The 19,829-nt window shown below is 45.9% G+C and carries 19 protein-coding genes; 11 read left to right on the top strand and 8 right to left on the bottom strand.

Annotated features, from left to right (window positions below; all coding sequences use genetic code 11):
- Positions 1 to 10 precede the first annotated feature (10 nt).
- A complete protein-coding gene (gene treR, locus MKX38_RS04195) occupies positions 11 to 727 on the top strand; it encodes a trehalose operon repressor (protein ID WP_003233679.1) in 717 nt (238 codons plus the stop codon).
- A gap of 139 nt (positions 728 to 866) precedes the next feature.
- Positions 867 to 1,532, top strand: coding sequence for an NAD(P)H-dependent oxidoreductase (locus MKX38_RS04200; RefSeq protein WP_014476144.1), 666 nt, complete (start codon positions 867 to 869; stop codon positions 1,530 to 1,532).
- A gap of 37 nt (positions 1,533 to 1,569) precedes the next feature.
- Here the strand turns inward: MKX38_RS04200 and MKX38_RS04205 are convergent, their stop codons facing one another.
- A complete protein-coding gene (locus tag MKX38_RS04205) occupies positions 1,570 to 5,958 on the bottom strand; it encodes a multifunctional 2',3'-cyclic-nucleotide 2'-phosphodiesterase/3'-nucleotidase/5'-nucleotidase (RefSeq protein WP_339188748.1) in 4,389 nt (1,462 codons plus the stop codon).
- Positions 5,959 to 6,201: 243 nt separating this feature from the next.
- Here MKX38_RS04205 and yfkM point away from each other — a divergent pair, with 243 nt between their 5' ends.
- Positions 6,202 to 6,720 (top strand): general stress protein 18, encoded by a 519-nt coding sequence (gene yfkM / locus MKX38_RS04210; RefSeq protein ID WP_003233673.1) that lies wholly within the window; start codon positions 6,202 to 6,204, stop codon positions 6,718 to 6,720.
- Positions 6,721 to 6,758: 38 nt separating this feature from the next.
- Here the strand turns inward: yfkM and MKX38_RS04215 are convergent, their stop codons facing one another.
- Together MKX38_RS04215 and MKX38_RS04220 are read right to left on the bottom strand one after the other, a co-directional pair.
- On the bottom strand, positions 6,759 to 7,949 hold the full coding sequence (locus tag MKX38_RS04215; protein WP_003233671.1) for an MFS transporter: 1,191 nt from the start codon (positions 7,947 to 7,949) through the stop codon (positions 6,759 to 6,761).
- 92 nt (positions 7,950 to 8,041) lie between these two features.
- A complete protein-coding gene (locus MKX38_RS04220; RefSeq protein WP_003243712.1) occupies positions 8,042 to 8,257 on the bottom strand; it encodes a DUF1128 domain-containing protein in 216 nt (71 codons plus the stop codon).
- A 202-nt stretch (positions 8,258 to 8,459) separates the two neighbouring features.
- Here MKX38_RS04220 and yfkJ point away from each other — a divergent pair, with 202 nt between their 5' ends.
- Genes yfkJ through MKX38_RS04235 form a run of 3 tightly spaced genes read left to right on the top strand, consistent with a single transcriptional unit; the run spans position 8,460 to position 10,119 of the window.
- Positions 8,460 to 8,930: a protein-tyrosine-phosphatase gene (yfkJ, locus tag MKX38_RS04225; RefSeq protein ID WP_019712686.1), complete on the top strand. Its 471-nt coding sequence runs from the start codon at positions 8,460 to 8,462 to the stop codon at positions 8,928 to 8,930.
- 17 nt (positions 8,931 to 8,947) lie between these two features.
- Positions 8,948 to 9,268 (top strand): hypothetical protein, encoded by a 321-nt coding sequence (locus MKX38_RS04230; RefSeq protein ID WP_003233665.1) that lies wholly within the window; start codon positions 8,948 to 8,950, stop codon positions 9,266 to 9,268.
- Positions 9,269 to 9,291: 23 nt separating this feature from the next.
- Positions 9,292 to 10,119 (top strand): YihY family inner membrane protein, encoded by an 828-nt coding sequence (locus tag MKX38_RS04235; protein WP_003233663.1) that lies wholly within the window; start codon positions 9,292 to 9,294, stop codon positions 10,117 to 10,119.
- Positions 10,120 to 10,317: 198 nt separating this feature from the next.
- On the opposite strand, the gene MKX38_RS04240 is transcribed toward MKX38_RS04235, so the two are convergent.
- The gene (locus tag MKX38_RS04240) at positions 10,318 to 11,493 is read right to left on the bottom strand and encodes an MFS transporter (protein ID WP_003233661.1); all 1,176 of its coding nucleotides are present in this window, start codon (positions 11,491 to 11,493) and stop codon (positions 10,318 to 10,320) included.
- A 167-nt stretch (positions 11,494 to 11,660) separates the two neighbouring features.
- Here MKX38_RS04240 and cax point away from each other — a divergent pair, with 167 nt between their 5' ends.
- Complete coding sequence (gene cax, locus MKX38_RS04245; protein ID WP_003242902.1) at positions 11,661 to 12,716, top strand: calcium/proton exchanger; 1,056 nt, start codon at positions 11,661 to 11,663, stop codon at positions 12,714 to 12,716.
- Between the two features lie 70 nt (positions 12,717 to 12,786).
- Positions 12,787 to 13,581 (top strand): YfkD famly protein, encoded by a 795-nt coding sequence (locus tag MKX38_RS04250; protein WP_003233657.1) that lies wholly within the window; start codon positions 12,787 to 12,789, stop codon positions 13,579 to 13,581.
- A 37-nt stretch (positions 13,582 to 13,618) separates the two neighbouring features.
- On the opposite strand, the gene mscC is transcribed toward MKX38_RS04250, so the two are convergent.
- Positions 13,619 to 14,461: a mechanosensitive ion channel protein MscC gene (gene mscC, locus MKX38_RS04255; protein WP_010886444.1), complete on the bottom strand. Its 843-nt coding sequence runs from the start codon at positions 14,459 to 14,461 to the stop codon at positions 13,619 to 13,621.
- Complete coding sequence (gene yfkAB, locus MKX38_RS04260; protein ID WP_003233655.1) at positions 14,462 to 15,583, bottom strand: radical SAM/CxCxxxxC motif protein YfkAB; 1,122 nt, start codon at positions 15,581 to 15,583, stop codon at positions 14,462 to 14,464.
- 144 nt (positions 15,584 to 15,727) lie between these two features.
- Between yfkAB and MKX38_RS04265 the strand changes: the two genes are divergently transcribed.
- The gene (locus tag MKX38_RS04265; RefSeq protein ID WP_003223132.1) at positions 15,728 to 15,913 is read left to right on the top strand and encodes an SE1561 family protein; all 186 of its coding nucleotides are present in this window, start codon (positions 15,728 to 15,730) and stop codon (positions 15,911 to 15,913) included.
- A gap of 100 nt (positions 15,914 to 16,013) precedes the next feature.
- Positions 16,014 to 16,805 (top strand): delta-lactam-biosynthetic de-N-acetylase, encoded by a 792-nt coding sequence (gene pdaA, locus MKX38_RS04270; protein ID WP_110109591.1) that lies wholly within the window; start codon positions 16,014 to 16,016, stop codon positions 16,803 to 16,805.
- A 36-nt stretch (positions 16,806 to 16,841) separates the two neighbouring features.
- On the opposite strand, the gene MKX38_RS04275 is transcribed toward pdaA, so the two are convergent.
- Both MKX38_RS04275 and corA read right to left on the bottom strand, forming a co-directional pair.
- Positions 16,842 to 17,702, bottom strand: a complete 861-nt coding sequence (locus MKX38_RS04275) for an NAD(P)-dependent oxidoreductase (protein ID WP_129137522.1) — start codon at positions 17,700 to 17,702, stop codon at positions 16,842 to 16,844.
- A gap of 98 nt (positions 17,703 to 17,800) precedes the next feature.
- Positions 17,801 to 18,760, bottom strand: coding sequence for a magnesium/cobalt transporter CorA (corA, locus tag MKX38_RS04280; protein ID WP_339188750.1), 960 nt, complete (start codon positions 18,758 to 18,760; stop codon positions 17,801 to 17,803).
- A 117-nt stretch (positions 18,761 to 18,877) separates the two neighbouring features.
- Between corA and MKX38_RS04285 the strand changes: the two genes are divergently transcribed.
- Positions 18,878 to 19,741: a DNA-3-methyladenine glycosylase gene (locus MKX38_RS04285; RefSeq protein ID WP_015252552.1), complete on the top strand. Its 864-nt coding sequence runs from the start codon at positions 18,878 to 18,880 to the stop codon at positions 19,739 to 19,741.
- Positions 19,742 to 19,829: the final 88 nt, after the last annotated feature.

Genomic DNA, 19,829 nt, shown 5'->3' on the forward strand with positions numbered 1-19,829 from the left:
GTGGTCCATAATGAAGGTGAATAAATTCATCACAATTTATAAAGACATCGCACAGCAAATTGAAGGCGGCCGATGGAAAGCGGAGGAGATTCTTCCGTCTGAACATGAGTTGACCGCACAGTACGGTACATCAAGAGAAACGGTCCGAAAGGCGCTTCATATGCTCGCGCAAAACGGTTATATCCAGAAAATCAGGGGAAAAGGCTCCGTCGTGCTCAACCGTGAAAAAATGCAGTTTCCCGTTTCGGGCCTTGTCAGCTTCAAGGAGCTCGCGCAAACGCTTGGCAAAGAAACGAAAACAACTGTACACAAATTCGGGCTGGAGCCTCCGTCAGAGCTGATCCAAAAACAGCTCCGGGCCAATCTGGATGACGACATCTGGGAAGTCATCAGGTCTAGAAAGATTGACGGGGAACATGTGATTTTGGACAAGGATTACTTTTTCAGAAAGCATGTCCCTCACCTGACGAAAGAAATTTGTGAAAACTCCATATATGAGTATATAGAAGGAGAGCTCGGTCTTTCGATCAGTTACGCCCAAAAAGAAATTGTCGCCGAGCCGTGTACGGACGAGGACAGAGAGCTGCTCGATTTACGCGGCTATGACCATATGGTCGTGGTGAGAAACTACGTCTTTTTGGAGGATACCAGTTTGTTTCAATATACGGAAAGCAGACACCGTCTCGACAAATTCCGATTTGTTGATTTTGCGCGGCGGGGGAAATGAGAGAGGCGCCTGCCTGAGGCAGCGCGCTTTTTTGTTTGGTATCAAAATTGATACTATCCAACAAAAATGTGCGTACTTTTACTTTTTATCATAATGGCTACAATAGAGATGAGAGTAACCTAAAGGAGAGGTGTTTTACATGGCAGATCTAAAGAAACAAATTCTGGATGCATACAATTTCAGGCATGCGACTAAGGAATTTGACCCGAATAAAAAAGTGTCAGACAGCGATTTTGAATTTATTTTAGAAACAGGAAGACTGTCTCCGAGCTCACTCGGTCTTGAGCCTTGGAAATTTGTCGTCGTCCAAAATCCGGAGTTCCGCGAGAAGCTTCGTGAATACACATGGGGCGCGCAAAAGCAGCTGCCGACCGCAAGCCATTTCGTCCTGATTCTTGCGCGTACAGCGAAGGATATCAAATATAATGCGGACTACATCAAACGTCATTTAAAAGAAGTAAAACAAATGCCTCAAGACGTGTACGAAGGCTATTTAAGCAAAACAGAAGAATTCCAGAAAAACGATTTGCATTTGCTTGAAAGTGACAGAACATTGTTTGACTGGGCATCAAAACAAACCTATATCGCGCTTGGCAACATGATGACTGCCGCTGCGCAAATCGGTGTTGATTCCTGCCCGATCGAAGGCTTCCAGTACGATCACATTCACCGTATTCTTGAAGAAGAAGGCCTTCTGGAAAACGGAAGCTTCGATATTTCTGTGATGGTGGCATTTGGCTACCGAGTGAGAGACCCTCGTCCGAAAACAAGATCTGCTGTTGAAGATGTTGTGAAGTGGGTTTAAATAAAGAAAGCTGCTCGCTTAGCGAGCAGCTCTTTTTTTATGCCTGATTCGTTCTATTCTGTTTTCTCCTCTGATGTAAGTACATTGCCGTTCCGAGTGCGCTGATAAGAAATCCGGCCAACAGGATCGAGTACATGGATGTGGCTGTGTCCGGAAGCAGGCCGCCAGCCGGACCGTCTGTTCCTGATCCGCCCGAACCGTTTCCTCCAGAGCCGTTAGTCGGTTGAGTGCCGGGAGGCGTATCATTTCCTCCGTTTCCGTCAGTCGGCTGTTTTCCGCCTGGTTTGTCGGAGCCTCCGCCATGACTGCCGTCATCACCGCCTGTCGGTTGGTCGGACGGGAATGCCGGCGGTTTGTTGTTCGAACCGGAATTTAAGATCGTGTATTCGCTGAAGTGGTTTGTATATCCTGTCACCATATCATCGTCAACTGATCCGTTATCTGTCTTTGTGAAAGCTCTCTTTTTCCTGTCGACGTGATAAATGGCAGGGTTATGAGCTTCTTCAATATCAAACATGCGAAGCGAAAGCTGTACGGGCTCCTTGAATGATTTTATTTCTTTTCCTTTTTGCTTTACTGTAAAGTCATATACATCTGCCAATGACACATTCAATTCTCCCGTCGACTTGATTCCGATTGCAGTGTCTGCAGTTTTAAGGTTCGCCATTGGCATCTTCATGCTGTACCAGTAGTTGAACACCGTCAATGAAGGATCTGACTCTCTTTCTTTCAAAAGTTTGACCTGATCTTTTTTTACTTTGAGATTGATAGGCTTCTCTTGTGATCCTTCATGTGTTCCGTAATAGACAAGCGGCGTGTTGGCATTTTTAGCGTAAATCTCAAATTTGTCTTCATCAAGTGTCCAGCTGCCGTCCTTCTGCTTTGTCGGCAGGAATACTTCTTTGATCCGTCCTTCAACTTTAGGAGAGACCTTGTTTCCTAGTTTTTTCAGCTGTTCGGTGAAAATCTCATAATCAACGTAGCCAAGGTCTTCACCATGGGAGGCTTCTGTAAAGACAGAATATCCGTCTCCTCCGGCACCGACAAAATTATTTGTTGCCACGCGGTAGGTATCATCCGTATTTATAGCAACTTTGTCTCCGTTAGGCGATTCAATTTTCACTTCTAACACACGGTGCCCAGGTTCGTTGTTTAATGTAAAGGTATATTCGATTCCGGCCACCTGAGGGAAAGCGCCGCCGCCATTTTCCACATTGCTTAGGCCTTGTTCAAGGGCTTCTTTAATTTGTTTTCCGGTTAAATCGGCCACGTAAAGCGTATTGCCGAACGGCATCACGTTGAGCACCTCGCCGAGTGTGATATCACCTTTGTCAATGCCGGCTCTGATGCCGCCGCCATTTGTTATCGCTATTCTGGCGCCGGCTACTTCTTTCGCTTTTGCCAGCATACCGTCCGCGATGAAGTTTCCGAGATTCGTTTCTTTCGTGCGCACATGCTCACGCTGGCCGTCAAGCGCCACATCCGTATAGCCGACTTTTTCATTTTTTACGTCTTCTAATTCACTTTTGAACTGATCAAGCTCTTGTTTTGCTTCTGCGTTTTCTTCTGTATGCTCATCAATTGGCAGCACGCTCAGATTTGATTTGTCTGTTTGCACAACGCCATTTTCATCAAACGCGACATCAACGCGCCCCAAGAATTGGCCGTATTCTTTTGCCTGTGCCACGATCGTCGGTTCTTCGTTGTTCACGACCTCCATTTTGTCTACGAGGGTGTGAGTGTGTCCGCCGATGATCAAGTCAATGCCTTTTACTTTTTTGGCTAGCTCAAGATCACGGTTATGACCGATATGGGTTAAAGCAATAATTTTATTTACCTTTTCTTCTTCCTGAATCGCTTTGACGGTGTTTTGTGCTGTTTCAAAGGCATCATTGAATACGATGCTTTTGCCCGGGCTTGATGTGGTGGCTGTATCTTCTGTTGTCAGGCCGAATACGGCGACTTTCTCCCCGTCAACGTCTAACAGAATGTAAGGGTGAATGCCGGCATCTTTCTTTTCACCTGCCGTAAAGGTTTGCGGCTTTTTGACAAATGATTTCAGCTTGGGCTCATTTGACACATCTACGTTTGCACTGACAATCGGAAATTCCGGCGCTTCAAAGTGATAGCGGTTCGCCGGATCAACGGTTGCGCTGTTTCCGCTTAGAAAATCAGAAAGCACTGTCGGGCCTTTGTCAAATTCATGATTTCCGAAGGTCATGGCGTCATAGCCCATCATGTTCATCATTTTCAGATCGGCCAAACCGTTCCATTTTGTAAAATACAGATCGCCGGAAAACACATCTCCCGCATCAAGGAGAATGTTGTGATTTGTTTCGCTGCGTACTTCGTTGATTTTCGTCATTCGTCTTGCTGCATCATCGAGATGTGCGTGCGTATCATTGGTGTGCATGACGGTCAGGTCCCACAGTCCGTCTTTAGGAGGATCTGGATTTGAATCATCATCGAATTGCAGCTTATACACACCATAGCCTTCATTCGCAGACTTGCCTACATAAGCGACGTCGTCTGCTTTATCGGCAAATGGCTTGGCCAAAAGCGAGGATTCAAACGTCAGATTCGTGCCGGAAACAGGCGCGATTGACCAGTTGTTGTCTGCTTTTGGATTGACTGTTTTTTGTTCAATAATATAGTCCATCAGCACCTGCCTGTTTTCAACCGCAGAGCCGTGGACAATTTTATCGCTCGTCAGATGAGGGAACCCGCCGCCTCCGGACGCACGATAGTTATTGGTGACCACGAGAAATTCCTGGCTTGGGCTGATCGGCTTGCCTTCATAGGAAAGATTGATGATCCGGGATGAATCCGCATTGATCACTTTTCCGTTCTCATTGTATTTAGCCGGTTTTGTCACATCGACCTGATATGTGACACCGTCAATCACGTCAAAATTATAGGAGCGGAAATTCTCGTTCAGCAAGGCCTGGTCGCCGCCTTTAGCTGGATCAATTTGATTGAATTGGCCTGCTGACATCTCCAGCCAGTCCTTGACCTCGCTGCCTGTCAGCTTGACGATTTGAACAGTATTATCGTAAAGATACAAGTCACCGACATTTTTAATCGCAAGATCTCCGGCTGGAATGTTTGTATAGTAATTGGCTCCGTTTCTGCCGCCTGCTTTAAACGGCGCTCCAGCGGATAAAATCGGCAGGTTCTTGTACTCGGTATCCTTCATTTCTTTTTCAGCGTACCACTTTTGCGCGTCAGTCACGATCTGAATGGAAGGATCATCTTTGACCTGTGCAAAGAAGCTGTTAATATCTGCTTCGGTTTTGCCGACTGGCTTTCGGACATACTCCAGTGTGTTTTGGTGTGTTTGCTGAATGGTGTTTGTAACGGTTTCGTTTCTTGATGTGACGTTGCCAGCAATAGATTCAATACTTCCTTTGGAATCTGCTACTTTCCATGAGCCGTCCGCCTTTTCAAGCTTGAGGTCAATCACGCCTAAATATTTGCCCCAGCTGCTTGGCATGACGACAGGAATGCCGTTAATTGTTCCCTTTTCCACATTGAACTGAGCAACACCCGCATACTCGGCGGAAGGAAAGAGTCCGTGCTGATGGCCCGAGATAATCGCGTCAATGCCTTTCGTTTTAGTGGCAAGGTCAAACACGGCGTTTTCTGCGCCTGATGATTGCGCCTGCTTTTCAATGCCGGTGTGGGCGAGGGCAATAATGACATCTGCGCCTTCCGCCTTCATTTTCGGGATCGTTTCATTGGCGGATTCTACGATATCCTGCACCTGAACTTGCCCCTCGAGATTCTTTTTGTCCCATGTCATGATTTGCGGCGGGACAAAGCCTATGTAGCCGACTTTTACTTTCTGCTCATTACCGTTTTCATCAATGAGGGTTTTTTCATTAATCATATACGGCGTATAACGGTTTTCGCCGCTAGTTGTTTTGACGTTGGCATTTACAATCGGGAAATCGGCTCCTTTGATTGTGCCGTCGAGAAAGTCGAGCCCGTAGTTGAATTCATGATTGCCAAGCGTTCCGGCGTCGTATTTCAGCGCATTCATGACGCTGATAATCGGATGGGTTTTCGTGCCGGAGATAATGTCGTCTTTTTGATATTTCACCGCGTATTCACCCAGCGGATTCCCTTGAATCAAGTCGCCGTTATCCACAAGCAGAGTGTTAGGGTTTTGCTCGCGGTGCTTTTGGATCAATTGCGCTGTTCTTGCCAGACCGAAATCCGCCGTTTCTTTGTCGCTGTAGTAATCGTAATCCATCATGTTGGCATGAATATCAGTTGTAGCCAAAATACTCAGATGCACCTGAGGAGCCGCGCTTTCTTCTGCATGAATGGGTGGTGTTGGGAGGATTAGGCTAAGTATCATAATTGGGGGCAAAAGAATACGGAGAATGTTTTCGACGTGTGTTCGTCTTTTCTGTATTCTCACCAGTTCTCCACCTTTCAACGAAATTTGTGTTACAGCTCCTATTGTAAGAATATTTTGTAACTATTTGTAGGTGTTTCTTTATGATTATTGTAAAAGGGAGAAAAATGAGTACTATGTAGCAGCTTCAAGCGACAAATACTGGGTATTTATGCTTATCGTTTGTCCATATTCGCAAAATGTTTATTTTAGTGTGGCTGGGGTAGAGTGTTTTATGTAGACATATAAAGCGGGAGGTTATGAACCATGGGGAAAAAAATTGCAGTTGTTTTGACAGATTACTTTGAGGACAGCGAGTACACTGAGCCTGCGAAAGCCTTTAAAGAAGCGGGACATGAACTGACTGTCATCGAAAATGAAAAAGGAAAAACAGTAAAAGGCAAGCAGGGAAAAGCGGAAGTGACGGTTGACGCGTCCATTGACGACGTAAACCCTTCAGACTTTGATGCGCTTTTGATTCCCGGAGGATTTTCACCAGACCAGCTTCGCGCTGACGATCGTTTCGTCCAATTTACAAAAGCGTTTATGACTGACAAAAAACCGGTATTCGCCATTTGCCACGGCCCGCAGCTTTTAATCAATGCGAAAGCGCTCGACGGCCGAAAAGCGACGGGCTATACGTCCATTCGTGTTGACATGGAAAACGCCGGTGCCGACGTTGTGGACAAGGAAGTGGTTGTTTGCCAGGATCAATTGGTCACTAGCCGCACACCGGACGATATACCGGCATTTAACCGCGAGTCATTGGCATTGCTTGAGAAATAAGAAAAAACGGACGCTCTTGGGCGTCCGTTTTTTGTTGCTTAGGCTTGAGCACCTGTCAGTTTCTTGTACCTGTAATACAAGAAAGCAGCTGCAGCCGTTCCGATGACCGCAATGCCGAAGTCGAATATGAAAATATGAGCGATGCCCCCCGCTTTTGCGATAAGCCCTGTTGCAATCGGCAGCAGAATCGATGCAAGACTTGAAGCGGTCGCTACAATTCCGGTAACGGTTCCTTTTCGCTTCCAGAAAAGCTCTGTCATTAACGTAATGGTAATTTGAAACACACCCGCAGTTGAAAAGCCTAAGAAAAAGGCAGTGATGTCCAGCACAACTGGGATATGAACGGTCAGCATGACTGCGAGCGTACATAAAGTAATAATAGGATATAAGAGCGTTATGAAGACAGGTTTGACCCATCTATTCAGCAAAACGGCTAATAATAAAACAGATGCCAGAGATCCTATACTATAATAGCTCAGCAATTGTACAGATGCTGATTCAGCTAAACCGGCTGCCTTTTGCGCGTAGCTCGGGAGCCAGATTTGAGAAACCGTAAATAAAGCCGTGGATGTAAAACCGATGATAATCAGTGCGGTGCCTTCCTTCTGAAAAACGGGTTCAGACAAGAAAACGGGAGATTCCTGTTGGCCGCTATTAGTTGGTTTCTTATGTTTTTTAGGAAACGAAAGCGTTGATAAATAAATAATATTCAGGAGATAGACCGCTGCCGGCAGATAAAAAGCAAATCCGTAAAACATGCTGTGGTCTGATAAAAATGTGATCAAAAGCGGCAAAAGTGCGGCCCCGACAGACATAAAGGCTTTGACCAAGACATTCGCCGAACCGGAAGCAGACGGAAAGAGCTCGGTTAGGGCCGGATATGTTCCGGCATCCATCGCTGAATTTGCGACTCCGGCTAATAAGGCGAACACAAACGCCAGCTCATAGCTCGGTGATAAAGGAATACCGACTAAAAAGACGGCCATAATTCCCGCAGAAGCGACAACAAGCGGCTTTCTGCCGATTTTATCTGATAGAACGCCGGAAATGCCGTATGTCAGCAGTTTGCCAAACCCGATAGCGGCAATGACATAACTGATGCCGGTCGGATCGGTATTCCACTGTTTTGTTAATGAAGACATATTGGATGCGAGAATGATGTTGACCATCCCCAGAAAGAAGTAGTTGATATACATTCCGGATGCTGTTTTGATAGATGTCGTTTGCATGCTTGTACTCCTTCAAATCTTATTCGAACACTTTGCTGTTTTGGTTTGGGGAAATGATAAAAAAGACTCGCCGAGTTTCCGGCCAGTCTCCATTATTTACGAAGCGAGGCTAATTCTTGAGCAATCGCCTGCATTTCACTTGGGCTGAATGATTCTTTTTTCATCACCATTCTGTGAAGGTACGTGAGGTCTTCAATCTTCTCATCACTGAAATCCTCCGCTTTGATTACGCCGACGTTCAGCATGTTCAGCTTTTGGGAAATCTCTTCAATCATTTGAGTTAATGTTTCTGTATTTGGGCTGGACAAAGGGTTCCATCCTTTCTATGCGCAATATAGGTATGTTTTATTCTAACAGAATTCCATCAGAAAAAAACCCTATTCTAAAAGCAGGCTGTTCATTCCAAAAAAGTGAAGACATCAGTTGAAAAGAAAATGAACATCCTACTAAGATATTCATGAAGGTTTCTTTTTAGAGAAATAGGGGCAAAGAATAGGGAGGTTGGACAACATGATAAGCGTGTTATTTGTTTGTTTAGGAAACATTTGCCGGTCTCCGATGGCGGAAGCGATTTTTCGGGACCTTGCAGCCAAAAAAGGATTAGAGGAGAAAATCAAGGCGGACTCAGCGGGAATCGGCGGCTGGCACATCGGCAATCCGCCGCATGAGGGAACGCAGGAGATATTGCGCAGAGAAGGAATCAGCTTTGATGGCATGCTGGCGCGTCAAGTCAGCGAACAGGATCTGGCCGATTTTGATTACATCATTGCAATGGATGCAGAAAATATCGGAAGTCTCAGAAGCATGGCGGGATTTAAAAACACCTCACATATCAAAAGGCTTTTGGACTATGTTGAAGATTCAGATCTTGCCGACGTTCCCGATCCTTACTACACAGGGAATTTTGAAGAAGTCTGCCAATTAATCAAATCGGGCTGTGAGCATCTCCTTGCGTCTATTCAAAAAGAAAAACAATTGTGAGTGAAAGGAGAATTTGCATGAACAACGAACGTTTAATGCTGAAAGGGATATTTCTCGGAGCTGCGGCAGGTGCGGCGTTATCACTGCTCCATAAGCCGACAAGACAGGCGTGCGGCATGAGATGGCTGACATGCAAGCATAAACTTTCACTGTATAAAAGCAATCCAGAGCTGTTAAAAAACACTGTTATCACAAAAGTGGATGAGGCCAAAAAGCTCGCCCAAACGCTTTCAAAGGAAGTCGACTTTGTGAACCAGCAGGTGAAAGAGCTGAAGAAAACAACGCCGCAAGTGATGGAACTCGTGCAAGAAACGAAAGAGCATTTTTCAAAAAAATGATCAAACATGCGAGGTGAGACGACATGAGTTTTTTGAAAGAGCTTTTCAGCAGATACACCCTTCATGAAGGACAAAGTAAATCAGCGGAGCTGGCGTATTTTTTTCTATTATCACTGTTTCCGTTTTTGATTTTTATGCTGACGCTCACCGCGTATCTTCCGCTTTCTACTGATGATGTTTTAGGAGTCATAGAACAATATGCTCCCGCCAGTGCGATGTCTCTCGTTGAATCCATTACCCATCAAACCTTAAATAATCGAAATGGCGGTTTGCTGTCATTCGGGATTATCGCCGCATTATGGTCTGCGTCTAATGGAATGAACGCGATCGTCCGGTCGCTAAACCACGCGTATGATGTGGAAGAAAACCGCTCTTTTATCATTGTTCGTCTAACCTCGATTTTTTTGACGATTGCCATGGTATTTACGATTTTAGTGGCTTTGCTTCTGCCGGTATTTGGCCGGGAGATTGGAAGGCTCGCTTCTGACTTTGTCGGCGCGTCGGATCTGTTTTTATCCGTCTGGGCCGCCATTCGCTGGGGTGTCAGCCCGCTTGTGCTTTTGATTGTTTTTTCCGCGCTGTATGTGATTGCGCCGAACAAAAAGCTGTCTCTCCGGTTTGTCATGCCGGGTGCGGTCTTTGCGACTATCGGCTGGATCATTGTCAGCACATTGTTTTCATTTTACGTCAGCACGTTTGCGAACTATAGCGCCACTTACGGGAGCATCGGGGGAATCATCGTTCTGATGATTTGGTTTTACTTGAGCGGCATTTTAATTATCCTAGGCGGAGAAATCAACGCTCTTTTACATAAACGTAAAAAGCTTCCTGATGAAAATCCCTACCAATAGCGCACCCTATAAACGAACTTCGGTTCAAAAAGAAGTCGGGGGGATATCGTGATGACCAAGCATACGAAAAAAGGCGGAAGCCATAACAAACAAAATTCGAAAAGCAAATCGAGCCATAAAACAAGCGGAAGCGCCAACGGACAAAACGGCTACCATTAGCATAAAAGCCTCCTGACATGATGTCGGGAGGCTTTTTGATTAAGAAGATGAAGAATAGGTTTCAGCCGGTGACCAGCTTTTCGGTTTGCCCAGCACAAGGGCCAGCCACACAGCGCTAAGCGTGAGAGTAATGAAGTAGAACAAGTTTGCGCTTTCAAATGTCTGCATATACCAGCCGCCGGCAACCGGGCCGAGGATGCTGCCGAGACTGAATGTAATGCCGCAAAGCAGGTTTCCCGCCGGCAGGAGGTGAGGCGGGAGAAGATCTGTCATATAGCTGATGCCAAGTGTAAAGGTTGATCCGACTGCCATTCCTGCAATAAAAAAGCAGCCGCCGATCACGTAAGGCGAAGGAAATACACCGGCGATGAAAAAGCAAAGAGCCCCAGTCAGCAAAATCACCAGCAGCACATTCCGCCTGCCGTATCTATCGCTGAGGATGCCGAGCGGAAACTGAAAGATAATGCTTCCAATCGCAAATGCGGGAAGGATGATCGCTACTGCGTCTACTGATATCCCCAAACGGAGCGCGTACACCGGAAAGCTTCCGTTCAGCGCCGTTTCCAGAAAGCCATAGCCAAATGTAGGCATAAAGGCAACCCACCCAAACAACATGGCCTGATAAAATCGCCTGAAACTATTGTCTGATTTGGTTTCATGAGGACTGGTTTCCGGGTATGCATTTTGTAGAAAGAAAACAAAAAGCCACGCAAACAGACTGATGCAGCCGGACACGATAAAAGGAAGCGACGGACTCAGTTTGACAAGCGGCACCATGAACGGGCCTGCGGCAAAGCCAAGGCCAAAGGAAAGCCCATAAATAGACAGGTTTCTTCCGCGATTTTGTTTTGATGACATGGAGGTCACCCACGTTTGCGTAGAAAAGTGAAGCATGTGGTCGCCGATTCCAATGAACAGGCGAAGCAGGAACCAAACCCAAACTGACTGAAGCCAAATAAATCCGAATAAGCTTAAAATGACAATGCTTCCGCCCATGACGATCAGTGGCTTGAACCCGAGCTTTCTGAGCGGCGCTTCCATAAACGGCGAAGCCAAAAGCACACCGATATACAGCCCGGTCGCGTGCAGGCCGTTGATAGCAGCGGATTCTCCATTTGTTTCAAAAATGATTGAAATGACAGGCAGTAGCATGCCTTGTGAAAACCCGGAAATGGATACGAGCAAGACAAGGATAAAGAAATGAAATCGTGACATCGTGTCAGTTCTCCTTATGTGGAATCTATGTTGATCGTACAATGTTTTCCAAAAGCAGGCAACCTGAAAAAAGCCTATATCACGCTATACATTTGCCCTCGTGTAATCATGAAGGTTTTTGTGAAGAATAAAAATAAAACAAGTCATAAAAAAGGAGCTATTTCACCATGAATCGTATCTTTTTTATTTTAGTGGCGGCCGGTGTTCCGCTTTCTGTGATTGGCAGTTTGATGCATTGGCCTTCCGCGGTTCTATTTGCAGTTTATTGCGTGACGATTATCGCGCTTGCAAGCTATATGGGGAGGGCGACAGAATCACTGTCCATCATTGCAGGACCGCGTATCGGCGGTTTGTTGAATGCAACCTTCGGGAATGCGGTGGAGCTGATTATTTCCCTTTTTGCATTAAAAGAAGGCCTGACAGGAATCGTGCTTGCCTCTTTAACCGGTTCAGTGCTGGGGAACCTGCTGCTGGTAGCGGGCCTATCGTTTTTTGTCGGCGGTTTAAAATATAAGCGGCAGGAATTTAATATCCATGATGCCCGCCATAACTCCGGGCTTCTGATTTTTGCCATCATTGTCGCCTTTGTGATTCCGGAGGTATTCTCTGTTGGTATGGGAAACGCCAGCAAGCTCAATTTAAGCATCGGCATCAGCATCATTATGATTCTGTTATATGTGGCGGCGCTGTACTTTAAACTTGTCACGCATCGGGGCGTTTATCAGCCGAATAATGCCGCTCAGACTGAAGAAGAGGAAGAGCCAGAATGGTCAGGGAAGGTTGCGACGATTGTCTTGTTTGCGGCAACGATTGTGGTTGCATACATATCCGAAAACCTGGTCCATACCTTTCACTCGGTGGCTGAACAGTTCGGGTGGAGCGAGCTGTTTATCGGGGTCATCATCGTGGCGATTGTAGGAAATGCGGCGGAGCATGCGTCAGCGATTATTATGGCCTTCAAAAATAAAATGGACATTGCTGTTGAAATTGCAGTAGGCTCTACGCTGCAGATCGCTATGTTTGTCGCACCGGTTCTCGTCATCTGTTCTATCTTTTTTCCGACAAGCATGCCGCTTGTATTTACATTGCCGGAGCTCGTCGCGATGGTATCAGCGGTTCTCTTGATGATCGCGATTTCGAATGACGGGGATTCCAACTGGTTTGAAGGGGCGACACTGCTTGCTGCATATGTCATTATGGCGATCGGCTTTTTCCTTCTTTAACCTGAAAAAATGATGGATAACAACAAAGCGGGATGAAAAGACTAAGGGAAAATGCCATAGAAAGAGTGATATGATGAAAAAGCTATTTCATTCCACACTTATCGTGTTGTTATTCTTTAGTTTTTTCGGCGTTCAGCCCATCCACGCGAAAAAGCAGTTTAAGGTTCCTAATTCTGTCGCAAGCATTTCAAAGGAAAACACGTATCCGAATGCTTCACAGGATCAGCCAATGCTTCAGCCGAGCAAGCTGGCAAAGGAATTGCTCGATCATTCTGAGGTGAAGATTGAAAATCCGCATCTCATCAAAATGCTGAATGAATCCAACATATCCGGCACACCGCTTGCAGTAGGGTACCGGGCGACAATATTTCTCGGGAAATGGGCGCTCGGCTATGAATCAAATGAAACAGTCGCAAACTGGGAATATAAAAAAATCAATACAAACCGTGCGGATAACCGCGGCGGGAAAGAAACGGCTGAAATGCATTATGCCCAGGAACAGCAGTACAGAGTGAAGGGCGGCCTGACAGCTAAAGTTCCAAATGCTGAAGATGTCAAAAGCATGATGATGCAAAAAGCAATGAAGAAAACGAACCTTCCGCTTGCATTTGAGACGGTCATTGGGGCTGGCACAAAACGGGATCAGATTTATAAAGTCGCTCCTAAAAAAATCGGTTATCTACATGCATATGCACCGGCTGTGAATGAAAAAGGAAAAGTGACTTACGGAGAAGTGTACTTAGTGCTGAAAGGAAATAAACGCAAACTCGTCGTGAAAAATGTCACGTCACAGGGAATCGGCGCGTGGATTCCGGTTCAAGATCATGTCACGTTTGGCTTTCAGCTTTCCTCACTGCCAAGATAAATAAAAAACTGATTCCAACTCGGAATCAGTTTTTTGTTTATTGGGTTCTCTCGATTCTGACCGCTTCCTCAAGCATTTGCACATTGTTTTGGTAGAGCTGGCGAACGAGAACCCGTCTGACTGCAAGGCTGGCACTGAAATAATCATCATCTTTCACCATGCCTTTAACCGTAAATTCGACGCCGCGATTGATTTTATTCAATGCGGTGATGCCGTGGATTTGAAACGGTTCTGTCGGATTGCCGAATTCATCCCGCTTCAATGAATCACGAAGCTCTTCATTCAGCATGTCACATGCCTCTTCCAACACGCTGTACACACGGTCCGGATCTTCTTTAAAGCTGATAAGAAACGATTCGGTAATCCGCATAAAATCAATATTATAGTTCTCTATTTGTCTGACCTCGCCGTTGCTGATGGTGAGCAGCTTCCCGCTCCATTCCCGGATTTGCAGCGAGCGGAGGCCGATTTCCTCCACTGTCCCGTTGAACAAGTTGTTGACGGTGACATAATCGCCTTTGTGCAGCTGGCGTTCATATATTAAGAACACACCAGCCAGCACATCTTTGATCAGCGATTGGGCGCCAAAACCGATCACGATACCTGCTACGCCCGCCCCGGCCAATATCTTGCCGAAATCATGCACAAATAAAGAAATAACGTAAAAGATAAAACCAATTGTCGCCGTATACTGGGTGACAGAACGGACAAGGCTTTCAATCGTTTTTTCCTTTTTTTCTTCAATAAAATCCGTCCGTTTAAAAAATAGCTGTACCAGCCGGTTGATGATAAAGACACCGATCCAAAGGATAACGGCAACGAGGAGAATATCGACGATTTTATTTTGAAAAATCTCCGTAAGTGTTTCTTTCATCCGCATCTAACTCCTGGCTTGACGTTTTGTGAAGTCTGTATCCTGATAATAACTGTTTTTGACAAGAACATTCGGTCCGAGGCACCGGACATTCGGGCAGTGGCAACTCAGTTCTTTCGCAAGCTTGGTCTCTCTCCACTTTTCATAGGCGGAAGGGAGGCTGTCCGTCTGAATGTTGCCAAGCGGCGGGGTATCACCGAAATCGGTCACGATAATATTTCCGTCGAAAATGTTCACATTCAGGCGGGATCGGCCGTCAGGGTCATTTCGCACTGTGACGTTTTTCGCCGCGCGAAGCCGGCGAAGCAGCTTTTGGTCGTCTTCGTCCGGACTGCAGGCATAAAACGGCAGCGTTCCGAACAGCATCCACGTATTTTCATCACGAATATCCAGCAAGCGGTGAATGGCCTGTCTCATCTCTTTCAGGCTGAGGGATTCAAGAGCGCTTGCGAAATCGCTTGGATACATTGGGTGGACCTCGTGACGCTGACATTTCATATCTTCTGTGATTTGGCGGTGAATATGCTCAATATGCGGAAGTGTTCGTTTGTTCAGCATCGTTTCCGCAGATACCATTACTCCGGCATCCACGAGCGTGCGGCTGTTTTCGATCATTTTTTCAAAATAGCGCGCGCGCTGTTCGAAGGTCGGTTTTCTGTCCATCATGGCGAAGCCGATTTCAGCAAAATCTTCAACTGTACCCCAGTTATGAGAAATATGTAGCACATCGAGATACGGAATGATCCATTCGTACCGCTCGATGTCGAGGGTCAGATTTGAATTAATTTGTGTCCGCACACCCCGTTCATGGGCATATTTCAATAAAGGAACAACATATTCTTTTACTGATTTCAGCGAAAGCATCGGCTCTCCGCCTGTGATGCTGATGGATCTGAGGCGCGGGATTTCCTCCAGCCGTTTTAACAGAAGATCTATTGGCAGAGCATTCGGGTCTTTAGGCTGCAATGTATAGCCTACAGCACAATGCTCGCATCTCATATTGCACAGTGTCGTCGTTGTGAATTCAACGTTTGTCAGCTGCATGTCTCCGTATTGGTCAACATCCATATAGGCTTCCCAAGGGTCAAACTCGGGCGTAATCGGACGCAGCTTCGTGTTTTGTGTCATGACTATCTAACTCCTTTATAAATGGGCATACTAACGCTGCCAACAGTTAATTTTAGACCTGATTTGCCAAGATCGCAAGTAGCGCGGCGATTGAAAAACGGCAAAAAATGAGCTACCATAATAAAAAATGATTGGAGGAACAGAATGGGGAACGCCGTAAACAATAAAGATCAGCAGATTGATTATTTAAAGAACAGACTTGACATGTTTATGAACGTCATCGATTCATTAGACCCTGAAGCAACCGACGTTGAAGATATAGACAGGCTTATCAGCATGCTTGATGACCTGGAAGCCAAATACGAACGTTTTAAAAAAGATTGGGAATAAAACCGCGCGCCCGCCGCGGTTTTTTTATTGGCATAAAGCAACAGTATAAAACAAAGCCCCTATCTGTAAAATAAGAAAAAATGCAGAAGGAGCGCTGGCCATGAAGTGGATGTGTTCAATATGCTGCGCCGCCGTATTGCTTGCCGGAGGTGCAGCACAGGCGGAAGCGGTGCCGAATGAGCCGATTAATTGGGGCTTTAAACGAAGTGTCAATCATCAGCCGCCAGATGTCGGGAAGCAGCTGAACAGTTTAATTGAAAAATATGACGCGTTTTATTTAGGGAATACAAAGGAAAAAACGATTTACTTAACGTTTGATAACGGATATGAAAATGGCTATACGCCAAAAGTGCTTGATGTCTTAAAAAAACATCGCGTAACAGGAACGTTTTTTGTCACCGGGCATTTCGTAAAGGACCAGCCTCAGCTGATCAAACGTATGTCAGATGAGGGCCATATTATCGGCAACCATTCCTTTCACCATCCGGATTTAACGACAAAAACAGCTGATCAGATTCAGGATGAACTTGATTCAGTCAACGAAGAGGTTTATAAAATTACGGGAAAGCAGGACAACCTGTATTTGCGTCCGCCGCGCGGCGTGTTCAGTGAGTACGTACTGAAAGAAACGAAACGCCTCGGCTATCAAACCGTTTTTTGGTCGGTCGCTTTTGTTGATTGGAAAATCAACAACCAAAAGGGAAAGAAATATGCCTACGATCATATGATCAAGCAGGCGCACCCGGGAGCCATTTACCTGCTGCACACCGTATCAAGGGACAATGCAGAAGCGCTAGATGACGCGATTACAGATCTGAAAAAACAGGGCTACACATTTAAAAGCATTGATGATCTGATGTTTGAGAAAGAAATGAAGATGCCGTCCTTGTAATGAGAAGAGCCTCTCCTGAAATGGAGAGGTTTTTCTTTATTTTATACATTTAATCAGTGCGGCCCAGTCCAGATCCCCGAAGCCTTTCTCAATCCCGCTTTCAAAATGGCTCTTGGCCAGCTCGGCAAGAGGAAGATTTGCAGAAACCCGTTTTGCGGCGGCGAGTGCCAGGTTGGTATCCTTCAGCCCTAAAGACATTTTGAAGCCGGCCGGCTCAAATTTCTGCTCGGCCATAATGGTTCCGTAATTTTGATAGACTGGAGAACCAAAGAGCGCGCTGGCGATTTCTAAAAATTGTTTTTGTTCTAAGCCGTATTTCTCCATCATTAAAAAGGATTCAGATAACGCCTCCAGCATGGACACAAGCAAGAAATTGATGCTGATTTTGGCTGCATTTGCCGTCTTGCTTTCTTCGCCGACGTCAAATACCTGCTGGCTCAGGCTGTCGAGAAGAGGCTTGGCAGCTTGCTTTGCTTCCGCCGGTCCGGCTGTTATGATACGGAGCGCGGCTTTGGCTGCGGCATCCGGTCTGCCAAGGACAGGAGCGGCGAGAAAAAATTGTCCTTTCTCTGTATGAGCCGCTGCGAGCTTTTCTGAGAACTCAACACTGATTGTGCTCATCGAGATGTGAATGCCGTTCTCTGCTAATCCTTCAAGCAGCCCGTCTTCTCCGAATGTCACGGCGCTGACAGAATCATCATCTGCAAGCATAGTAATGACAATATCAGCGGACTTTGCCGCCAGCCGCGGCGTATCAGCTGCCTGTGCGCCTTTTGTGACAAATTCTTCTGTCTTTTGTTTCGTCCGGTTATAGACAGTCAATTCGTAGCCTGCTTGAAGAACATTTCGGGCAATGGGCTGTCCCATATTGCCGAGTCCGATGACAGCAATTTTCAATCTGATCACTCCCTGAATATTTTTTCCATTATAAACAATATGAACAGAATATGCATAGCGATCGGCTTACAACAAAAAAGAACAGCTGCTCGCTGTCCTCATTTAAAAATATTGAACCATCCTTTATGTACAAACCAAATCAGCATTCCAATCACAAGCGCTGTCATCAGGCCAAGTACAGCGAAATATCCGTATTTCCAATGCAGTTCCGGCATAAAGTCGAAGTTCATACCGTATACACCGGCAATAAAGGTGAGCGGGATGAAAATGGTTGATACGATCGTCAGTGTCATCATAATCGCATTCATCCGGTTTGAGTTTAGCGTCACGTAGCTGTCACGCAAGTCGGACGTCATGTCACGGTTGGATTCCACAATTTCAGACAACTTTAACAAATGATCATATATGTCGCTGAAGTAGGCTTTCGTTTCCCGCTGCTCTTTCACATGGTCAAGGCTTAAAATCCGATAGAGCAAATCACGCATCGGGATAATCGTCCGTCTCAAATGCAATAGGTCTGTTCTGAGATCAAACACCTCGTTCATCAGCGTTCCATACGTTTTGTGGGGACGGCTTTCTTCAATTTCATTCAGCCGGTCTTCAATTTTATACACGAGAGGAAAATATTCATCAACAAGCTGATCCATGATCATATAAGAAATATGCCCGGGCCCTTTTTTCAATATGTCCGGTGAAGCATACAAACGCTCCCGGACTTTAGCGATACCGGGCGTTTCGTGTAAATGAAAGGTGACGACAAATTTTTCGCCTTGAAAGATATCGACTTCCTCCGTCTCAAGTGTTTCCTTATTCAGCGCATGAATCACGTAAAAACGATAGCCGTCATAATGGTCAAGCTTTGGCCGCTGCATATGCTGGAAGCAATCCTCAATGGCAAGCGGGTGAAAATGAAAAAAATCTCTCAATAACGCCGTTTCCGTATCCTCCGGGCCGTAAAAATCAACCCAGTACCATGCAATATCAGGCTGTTCCACTCGTTCGATTGGTATATTTTTCAGCAGCTGATGCTCTGTTGTGATTGCGGTAATGTTGATCATAAACAACCCTCCACCTGCCATTATATCATGCGGTCTTTATGAGAAAAGTATACGGTACTCTCTGCCTAATTCAAGCGGCATGTTATACTGAACAAAAACGGAAAAAGGGTGGATCTCATGTGGAAGGAAAAAGTATCTGTCACGCCTCCGTATCATTTTGACCGCGTGCTGGACAGGCTGTCTTTAGACCCCCTCAATGCTGTTGATCGAGAGGCGAGGGAAGTCCGTGTGCCAATCAGAAATCAAGCGGGGGACGTATGTATTGTAAAGGTACAGGCGTTAGGCCATGCGGGCGAGCCTGAGTTCCTCGTCAGCGGGGAAACGGATCAGGGAGAAATGATGAAGGAAATCAAGCGGATTTTTCAATGGGAAAATCATTTGCAGCACGTTCTGGATCATTTTTCAAAAACGAGCCTGTCCGCCATTTTTGAAGAGCATGCAGGGACTCCGCTTGTTCTGGACTACAGCGTGTACAACTGCATGATGAAATGCATTATCCACCAGCAGCTCAATCTTTCCTTCGCTTACACGCTAACAGAACGGTTTGTTCATGCGTTTGGTGAGCAGAAGGATGGCGTGTGGTGCTACCCAAAGCCGGAAACGATTGCAGAACTCGATTATCAGGATCTGCGTGATCTGCAATTCAGCATGAGAAAAGCGGAATACACCATTGATACATCAAGGATGATCGCAGAAGGCACACTCAGCTTGTCAGAGCTGCCGCATATGGCGGATGAAGACATTATGAAGAAACTGATCAAAATCAGGGGTATCGGCCCGTGGACCGTGCAAAATATCCTCATGTTCGGACTTGGCCGTCCCAATTTATTCCCGCTTGCCGATATCGGCCTCCAGAATGCCATCAAACGCCATTTTCAGCTGGACGATAAGCCGGCAAAGGATGTCATGCTGGCGATGAGCAAGGAGTGGGAGCCTTATTTAAGCTATGCGTCTTTGTATTTGTGGAGGAGTATAGAATAATTCGTCTGACAATGAAGGAAATCCTGCAAACGTGTTATACTAGAAAGATGTGAAAAAACCATTTCACTTTCTGCCATCCGCAGAAAGC

Origin of the sequence: Bacillus sp. FSL M8-0025 (genome assembly GCF_037975475.1) — a bacterium.
Lineage (GTDB): Bacteria > Bacillota > Bacilli > Bacillales > Bacillaceae > Bacillus > Bacillus subtilis.